At 46.1% G+C, this 8819-nt stretch carries 5 protein-coding genes; 1 reads left to right on the top strand and 4 read right to left on the bottom strand.

Annotation, left to right across the window (positions count from 1 at the left end; translation table 11 throughout):
- Positions 1 to 361 precede the first annotated feature (361 nt).
- On the top strand, positions 362 to 3679 hold the full coding sequence (locus HQM11_20900) for a response regulator (GenBank protein MBF0353497.1): 3318 nt from the start codon (positions 362 to 364) through the stop codon (positions 3677 to 3679).
- 359 nt (positions 3680 to 4038) lie between these two features.
- Here the strand turns inward: HQM11_20900 and HQM11_20895 are convergent, their stop codons facing one another.
- The 4 genes from HQM11_20895 to HQM11_20880 form a co-directional block, all read right to left on the bottom strand.
- Entirely contained in the window at positions 4039 to 6255 is a 2217-nt protein-coding gene (locus HQM11_20895) for an enoyl-CoA hydratase/isomerase family protein (GenBank protein ID MBF0353496.1), read from the bottom strand.
- 9 nt (positions 6256 to 6264) lie between these two features.
- Positions 6265 to 7677 carry an acetyl-CoA C-acyltransferase gene (locus HQM11_20890; GenBank protein MBF0353495.1) on the bottom strand — a complete coding sequence of 471 codons (1413 nt, stop codon included), beginning with the start codon at positions 7675 to 7677 and terminating at the stop codon, positions 6265 to 6267.
- A gap of 203 nt (positions 7678 to 7880) precedes the next feature.
- On the bottom strand, positions 7881 to 8174 hold the full coding sequence (locus HQM11_20885; GenBank protein ID MBF0353494.1) for a hypothetical protein: 294 nt from the start codon (positions 8172 to 8174) through the stop codon (positions 7881 to 7883).
- Positions 8175 to 8422: 248 nt separating this feature from the next.
- Entirely contained in the window at positions 8423 to 8572 is a 150-nt protein-coding gene (locus HQM11_20880; protein MBF0353493.1) for a hypothetical protein, read from the bottom strand.
- Between the last annotated feature and the right edge of the window lie 247 nt (positions 8573 to 8819).

Genomic DNA, 8819 nt, shown 5'->3' with positions numbered 1-8819 from the left:
GCTACTAACCAAGGTAATGCTTCAATACAAGGGATTTTCATACGTCCTCCTGGGGTGAATGGCGCTCAGAAAATTTTTATGCCAAATCAACACAACTCAACAGATGTTTTTTTCGAAAACCCAAGTATAATTCTAAAAGTTTATTTGAAAATTTGATATTCAGAAAATTTCTAATTTCAATGACTTACAAAAAGCTGAAGGCTGATGACTGAAAACTTACAACTCTTGAGTTATTTGAGATGACAAACTGTAACTCGGTAAATGATAGGTGCCATATTTTTCCGGAGTCTCCAAAGATAGGGAATGACTGGGGTTAAGGGTACGATGTGCCGCATGAACCCAACATTAAAAAAAGGTTACGATGTTACAAATCCATAAAAAACAGGGACTCATCTTTTCAAGTATGGAGCGATTATCAACATGGTATCGTTTCTTTATCATTGGATGCTTGACGGCCATAACCTTGATGTTTGGCTGCACCACTGTTTTTTCCAAGCCCATTGAACGCAAAACAGTACGCGTTGGAGTCTATCAATATGAACCACTGCTTTTTACAAACAGCGAAGGACAACCATTCGGACTTTTTATTGATATGGTGGAATATGTCGCCGATCAGGAAAACTGGAAACTGGAATATATTGAGGGTTCCTGGTCCGAATTGCTTGAGTATCTGCATGACGGGACCATCGATCTGTTGCCATGCATTGTCCGCACAGATGAACGCATAAAAACACTCGCGTTCAACCGGGAATTTCTGTTTATGGATTGGGGAAGTGTTTATGTCCGGGAGGAAACACCGGTTCATACTATTTTTGATCTGGCCAATCGACGTGTCGGCACTGTGAAGGCTGATATCTATGTGAAAGCGTTCAGGGATATGCTGGAACAATTTGGAATTCAGGCTGAACTGGTGGAGTATCAGGAATACCATGAAATGTTCCGGGATGTTGTGACGAATACAATCGATGCTGGAATTTCCACCACGATTTATGGAAAAAGTATCCAGCGTGATTTTAAATCATTAAGAGACACCGCGATCCTGTTTTACCCCCAAAAATATTATTTTGCCGGCAGAAAAGAGCAACAATCATTGCTTGATAATCTGGATCAGCATTTTTCCAGCCTGAAAGCCAATAAAGAATCCCTATATTTCCAGCGGCTTCGTCACTGGCTGGATCTCAGTCATGAAGCCTTGGCTCCACAATGGATCTGGTTTGCCTTTGCTGGCTTTGGCGGTGTGCTGATGCTGGGGATCGGGTTTATCGCATTGCTGCGTAGGCAGATCAGAAAACGGTCTTATGAACTGGAACAGGTACATCACCATTTGCAGGAACGTGAGCGCTCATATCGGACACTGTTAGAACACAACAACGAGATTCTCTCAAGTATCAGTGATGCCTTTTTTGCTTTGGATGAAAACCTGATTGTCACCTATTTCAATCATGCCGCGGAGCAGGCTTTGTTCCGCAACAGAGATGAAGTGATGAATCGTCCATTATTTGAAGCCTTTCCTGAAGCACAAGGTTCTATTTTTGAACAGAAATACAGACAGGCTCTTCAGGATAAACAAACGCTTCAGTTTGAAACGTATTTCGATATTCCCCCCTATCAAAACTGGTATAGCGTTCATGTCTATCCCCGGACGAATGGCATATCTGTTTATTTTACGATAACCACCGAACAAAGAAAAATCGAACAGGCCCTGTTTGAAAGCAACAAACGCTTCAGAGTCATGTTTGAACAGGCCGCGGTTGGGGTGGCCCAAATTGACAGCAATACCGGACATTTTATCCGGATCAATCAGCGTTATTGTGACATTGTGGGATATTCCACTGAGGAAATGAAACAACTGACTTTCCAGAAAATCACACATCCAGATGATCTTCAAACGGACCTCGATTTTATGCAGGACTTGAGGGAGGGGAAAATCAGGGAATTTTCCATGGAAAAACGCTATCTCTGCAAAGATGGTACCACGGTCTGGGTAGAACTCAATGTGTCGCCAATGTGGGCTCCAGGCGAAGAAGTGTCCTGGCATATCGCAGTGGTGATCGATATCACGGAACGGAAACTTGCCGAAGCCGCCCTGCTACAAAGTCAGGAACAGGCACAGGCCGCCAATAAAGCAAAAAGCATGTTTTTGGCCAACATGAGTCATGAAATCCGGACACCGATGAATGTGGTGATGGGCATGAACAGTTTATTGCTGGGAACAGAACTCACCAATGAGCAACACCAATATGTAGTGATGGCCAGAAACAGCACTGAAGCGTTGCTGGCTGTGATCAATGACATTCTGGATTATTCAAAGATTGAAGCCGGCCGTTTGAAACTTGAAATGGTTGGCTTCCGTCTGCGTCATCTGCTGGAAGATCTTTGTACGTTGCTGGCAGTACGTGCTCAAATCAAAGGTCTGGAACTGATCTGCTTCGTGGAACCTGATGTTCCATTAGGGGTGAACGGCGACCCGGGGCGCATCAGACAGGTGCTGATCAATCTGCTTGGAAATGCCATCAAGTTTACCTCCAGTGGAGAAGTTCTTTTACACATTGTTCTCGATGAGGAAACAGAACATGACGCCTTGCTTCGATTTTCTGTCCGGGACACCGGGATTGGTATTCCTCCTGAAAAACAGCAAATCATTTTTGAGCGTTTTATGCAGATTGACAATTCAACCACTCGAAAATATGAAGGCACTGGTCTGGGGCTGACAATTTCAAGACAACTGGTGGAATTGATGGGGGGCCAGATACGTCTAAACAGTGAGGAAGAACGTGGCTCTGAATTTACTTTTTCCCTGCGTCTGTCAAAGAATCAAGACACGATTCCCACCGTGGAACTGGATCCACTTCTGAAAAATTCGAGGATCATGATCCTGGATGACAATCATAACACACGCACCATGCTTCAACGCTATTGTCAGTTCTGGGGCTTGCGTGCTGATGTGGCGACAGATGGACAGACAGCTTTAGAAGCGTTGCTGAAAGCCCATGACGGGAATGATCCATTCTCGGCAATGTTTATTGATTTAAAAATACAGGGAATGAGTGTTGAGAACTTGTGCAAATCCATAAAATCCAGTCCACAACTGAAACCGCTGAAACTGCTATTGCTGACAGAATTCGGCAATTCAGTGGATGAAAAACAACAGAAATTGCTTGGTGCGGACGCATGCATTGCTAAACCTGTCCATGTCGATGATCTATTCTGGCGTCTTAAATCGGTATTGAAGCGTGAAACGTTGTCGAAGGATGTACTACTCAAACAGTCGTCCACCATTCCGTTGATACAAAGAAAGGATGTCAGGATTTTGGTGGTGGAAGATAACAAACTCAACCAGGTCATGATTCTCGAAATCTTCAAAAAAATGGAATTGGGTGTGATTGATACGGCTGACAATGGTCTGGAGGCGCTTAAAAAAATGGAAACCAACGTTTATGATCTGGTACTGATGGATATTCAGATGCTTGAATTGAATGGACTGGAAACCACAAAAATTGTCCGTGATCCAAAATCTCTGGTGCTCAACCATCAGGTTCCCATCATCGCCTTGACGGCTCATGCCATGACCGGGGACCGTGAAAAATGTTTGGAGGCAGGAATGAATGATTATCTGTCCAAACCGATACACCCCCAAAGATTGTATGAAATATTGCGAGCTGTGCAGGTACTTTTTTAGCCACGAAGTACACGAAGAACACAAAGTAAAAAAGGAATATGCAAGCGTTCAGCCGTCAGCTATCAGTTTTCAGGAATTCTCAAGGCCTGGAAGTCAAACGATATTTTCTGCTATTGAGTCATAAGGCTTCTGAGGCGCATAAACACTGAAAGCTGAATACTAAAAGCTGAACGCTTACGGGAATATGCACCAGTAAACTTGAAAATCAGGGTTTCACGGAGGACTTCATTTATAAAAAAATCTTTTTTTCGTGTTCTTGGCGTTCTTGGTGGCTCATTTTCAAACCACCTGCACAGGTGAAAATTATTCCGCAGGCTCAAACAGGAAGGCGAGGCACGGAAGCCCGTGCCCCTTTCTGATCATGAATAGAACTTTTTGTTCTGTCTTGCGTAATCCTGAAGCAGCGCTGAAGGCTCAAACCGCACGCCATGTTTGTCGGCATACTGCTTGAGTTTGCTCACCAGCGTTTGTGCTCCAAGTTGATCCATGTATCTGAATGGACCGCCCTTGAAGGGAGGAAATCCCAACCCGAACACCGCACCAATGTCTCCATCCACCGGATTTTGCAGAATGCCTTCCTGAAGGCAGAAACTCGCTTCGTTGAGCATTCGATACAGCACCCGCTCCTGAATTTCGGATTTTTCAATTTTCCGTGATTTTCCTCCAGCCTGTTTTTTAATAATCGCCAGAGCTTCAGGATTCACCGGTTTGGGTTTTTTCTTTTTGGTCACACTGGTCACCACCTGATCAATGGCCAGTTTCACCTTTTCCACCGGATTCTGTTTGGCATCGCGGGTGTAAAGATAAAAGCCCTTGCCTGATTTGCGGCCCAGAAATCCTTTGGCGACAAATTCCTCAAACCCTTTGGGGTCGGAACCGGTAATGCGGGCACCAAACGCCTTACTCATATCACGTCCGACATGCGCCGCGACATCAATCCCCACTTCATCAATCAGGGCGATGGGTCCTACAAAAAAGCCTTCTTCCAGCATCGCCTGATCCAGTTGATAAAAATCAGCGCCTTCAAGAGCCAGCACGCCGACTTCATCCATGAATGGAGCCAGAATACGTGTGGTGTAAAAGCCCGGACCATCACCAACCACAATCACGGTTTTCCCCTGACGTATTCCCACATCAACCGCAATCGCAGACGCTTCTTTTGAAGTCTGCTTCGTGGTGATCACTTCGAGCAAGGGCATTTTGTGGACAGGTGAAAAATAATGCATTCCTACCACATTTTCCGGACGTTTGCTGGCTTTGGCAATTTCACCAATCGGCAAAGCGGAGGTGTTGGACGCGAAGATACATTTGTCAGAAATGCGTTCTTCGACTTCACGAATCACCCGACGCTTGAGTTCCAGATCCTCAAACACAGCTTCAATCACCACATCACATTTTTCAAAACCACGCATATCCAGTTGTGAGGTCAGTCGTGACATCACTTGCTCACGCTGAAAGGCTGTGATGGATTTTCGCTTCACTTTTCGGTTGATTTCATCCCAGATTGATTTGGTTCCCCGGGTGAGAGATTCCTGTCCGACATCCTTGAGAATCACATTGAATTTTTTCTCAATGCTCACCAGACCAATGCCCGCACCCATCAACCCTGCCCCTAAAACCGCCAGATTTCTGGCTTCAGTTTCGGGTTGACCGAAACGGTTTTTCTTCAATTCTGTCTGGCCAAAGAAAATACTGATCAGCCCTTTGCTGACAGTCGTCTGGGACAGTTCGCCAAAACGTTTGGATTCCGCCTCAAGTCCTTTTTCAAACCCTTTGTACAGGCCGGTTTCCACCACATCCAGAATCGCCAACGGTGCGGGATAATGTCCGCCGGACTGGACCATGACGGTCGCTCGAGCCTGTTGGAACAGGACTTTTCGCCCCGGCAGGGTTTCTTCCAGCATTTTATCCTGAAATGAAGGGTCTGCTTTTTTGCGTTTCAATTGACCTTCCACCAATCGACAGGCGGCTTCCACAGAGACGGCTTCCAGACCTTCATGATTGGGCACCACCGCATCCACCAGCCCCATTTTTTTAGCTTTGGAAGAGCGAATGTTTTTTCCGGTGAGCATCATGTCGAGAGCATTTTTGACACCAACCAGTCGTGGCAAACGTTGGGTCCCACCAGCACCCGGCAAAAGTCCCAGCATGACTTCAGGCAATGCGAGCACAGTCTTTTCAGAATCCGTGGCAATGCGGTAATGACAGGCCAGCGCCACTTCCAGTCCGCCCCCCATGCAGGGACCATGAATGGCCGCCACAACCGGTTTGGCTGAAGATTCGAGCTGATTCATGATTTTATGCCCGGTGCGGCTGAGTGCTTCAATCTCTGAAGCGGATTTTGCCGCCTTGAGTTCGTTGATGTCCGCTCCGACAATGAACGACTCGGGCTTGCCTGAAATCAGAACAGCGCCTTTGATGTCATTGTTTTTAGCAATGTAATCAAACATCGCTTCAAAATCTTTGGAAAACCGGGAATTGACGGTGTTGACCTTTTCCTCAGGATCATTGAATTCAATCACGGCAATGCCACGTTGAACACGAAGGGATAAAGCTTTACTTTCTGGTGTTGTCATAGCGTCCTGTTATTTGGAGAATTGTGGATTTTCAAGCAAAATGGCTGAACCATGACCACCGGCCGCACAACCGGAAACAACCGCGTATCTTCCGCCAAACAGTTGCAGACGCTGGGCCGCCGTGGTCAACAATCGGCCACCGGTCGCGCCAAAGGGATGTCCCAGAGACAGCGAACCGCCCCAGATGTTGATTTTTTCCATGGGGATAGGACCGACCGCTTTTTTGAGTCCAAGTCGGTTTTTCACAAAATCGTTGGATTCCATCAGCTTCAGGTTGGCAACCACCTGAGACGCGAACGCTTCATGAATTTCCCAGACATCGATGTCATCTGCCTTGAGTCCGTTGCGATCCAGCAACACAGGAATGGTCAGTGCTGGTCCTGAAAGCAGTTCATTCAGTGGACTTCCTGCACGGAACACATAATCGACCAGCACGGCTTTGGCCTGAAATTTGAGCTGTTCCGCTTTTTTATGGCTCATGAACAATACTGCCGAACCGCCATCAGTCAGAAACGAGGAGTTTCCTGCTGTGACAACTCCGAATTGTTTGTCAAAGGCCGGTTTGAGGCTCAACAGTTTTTTTACGGATGTTTCTCCACGGGGACCGTTGTCCTGGGCAATCAGTTCCATTTTTGGTGGCACATGAACCGGGACCACCATTTCCTGATATACTTTGTCTTCCCATGCTTTTGCCGCGAGTTGATGACTGCGGGCCGCAAATTCATCACTTTCTTCACGGGAAACACCAGCATATTTCACCAACCGCTCACAACCCTGCCCCATGGATTCACCGGTAGAAAATTCGGTGATGGAGGGAACATCAGGCAGCAAATCCCGGAAGGACAGTTTGGAAAGTTCTTTCACATAATCCATGTTGGATTTTGCTTTTTGAAGACGTGCCAGGGTCTGTCGCAATTTTTTGGAAAGACGAAGCGGTGGATCAGAACAGGTATCCATACCACCGGCAATGCCGACCTGGATGTGTCCGAGTCTGATCATGTCACTGACACTGGTGGCTGACAGATTGGAGGAGATACAGGCCATGCTGACCGTATATGCCGGAATATTTTCAGCAAGTCCCGCACCCAGCATGCTTTCACGGGCCACATTGGGTGTGTTGACTTCATGCAGCACCGTTCCCATGATGACCTGTTCAATTTCCACCGGATCAATTCCAGTTTTTTTGAGAAGCCCCTGAATGGCAAATCGTCCCAGATCATGAGACATGAGCGGGGTGTAGGCCCCATTGCTGCGCAGGAAAGGAGTCCGTACTCCGTCGATCAGCACAGGTTTGTTTTCCAGACTGCTTTTTTTGATGGCAGGAGCCTGTTTTTTAGGAGTATCCGGAGTTGCTTGCGCGGTTTCAGCGCCGGCTTGATTCCCGGATTCTTGTGTAGCGGATGCGTTGGTTTGATTTGACATAATCAGTCCCTTGGGCATTAAGGTTTCAGTGATTCCAGAACGGTTCAAGTCTGGATCCATCAGGTTCTGCAGACAGGAGCAGGAGCTGTGGAGATGCTATACCATAGTGAATTTGAAGAACGCGGCAATGACCATTTCTGCCAAAAAATGTTGAAGATGGCCAATTTGACCAAAAACCGACGCCTTATACGGATCATTGTGGCTTAAGGAGTGGGAGCTTCCGGATCAGGACAGAGACAGCGATAAATTTCTTCCTGATCCAATCCATACAATCTGAGAAGTTCCCGGCGTTTTTTTTGTTCTAAAAATTCTGGCGTTCGTTCGGCCTGTATTTGTTCCAAATCCTGAGTGATCGCCTTTCCCTGAATCCGGCGAACCTGTTCTCGCTCCATCAAATATCCTGCTGGTTTCTCAGTTGAAGTGGTGCAACCAGCATAAAACACCGCTGTGAATATCAATAGAACCACTGCATTTAATAAACATTTGAATTTCATCATCAGTCATCTCGAACTCAAAACGATCATATTCATTGTTTCGCCAAGCAAGCATTATCTCACAATCCCCCAACTTAATTTAACATTCTCAGGATATTCGGAAAGCAACATAATATTTTCCGCCGAGAAATTTGGTGGAATCGGGATTTTATTCAACTGAAGTTTCCCATTCGTTCAACGCCTGCATTGTGTTGTCATAACTTTTTTGAAGCTGTATTAACAAATCGGGCAGAGGGTCTGGATTCAGCGTGTCAGGGAGGTATTGCAACTGATCCACAGGTATGCGACTTCAAAAACTCAAGGACTTCCAGTCCGTTGGAAACCACATCGACCGAATGCCCCAGTTTTGCCAGCATCATCAGAGCCATTTTCTGATTGACAGGATTATCATCCGCCAACACGATCCTCAATGTGCGCTGTTCAACCGGGCGGGAGTTAGAAATTTTTTCAGTGGTTTTTTAACCAATTCTTTAAAAACCTGCAACAGATGCGACAGAACCATATTTTTTCGTTTCAAGACCTACTCGGGTTTTCTAAAAAAATTTCTTTGACAATTTAAAGCACTGGCACGGTTTATGCGCTAGGCGGCTTTTTCCAAAGAGAGCTCATCAACTGGTTCTAAATTGACCAATTCAGAGGAACATTTTC

The sequence above is a fragment of the SAR324 cluster bacterium genome, assembly GCA_015232315.1.
Taxonomy (GTDB): domain Bacteria; phylum SAR324; class SAR324; order SAR324; family NAC60-12; genus JADFZZ01.
Note: the sequence above shows the minus strand (reverse complement) of the source record. Positions and strands in the feature narration are given on the sequence as shown.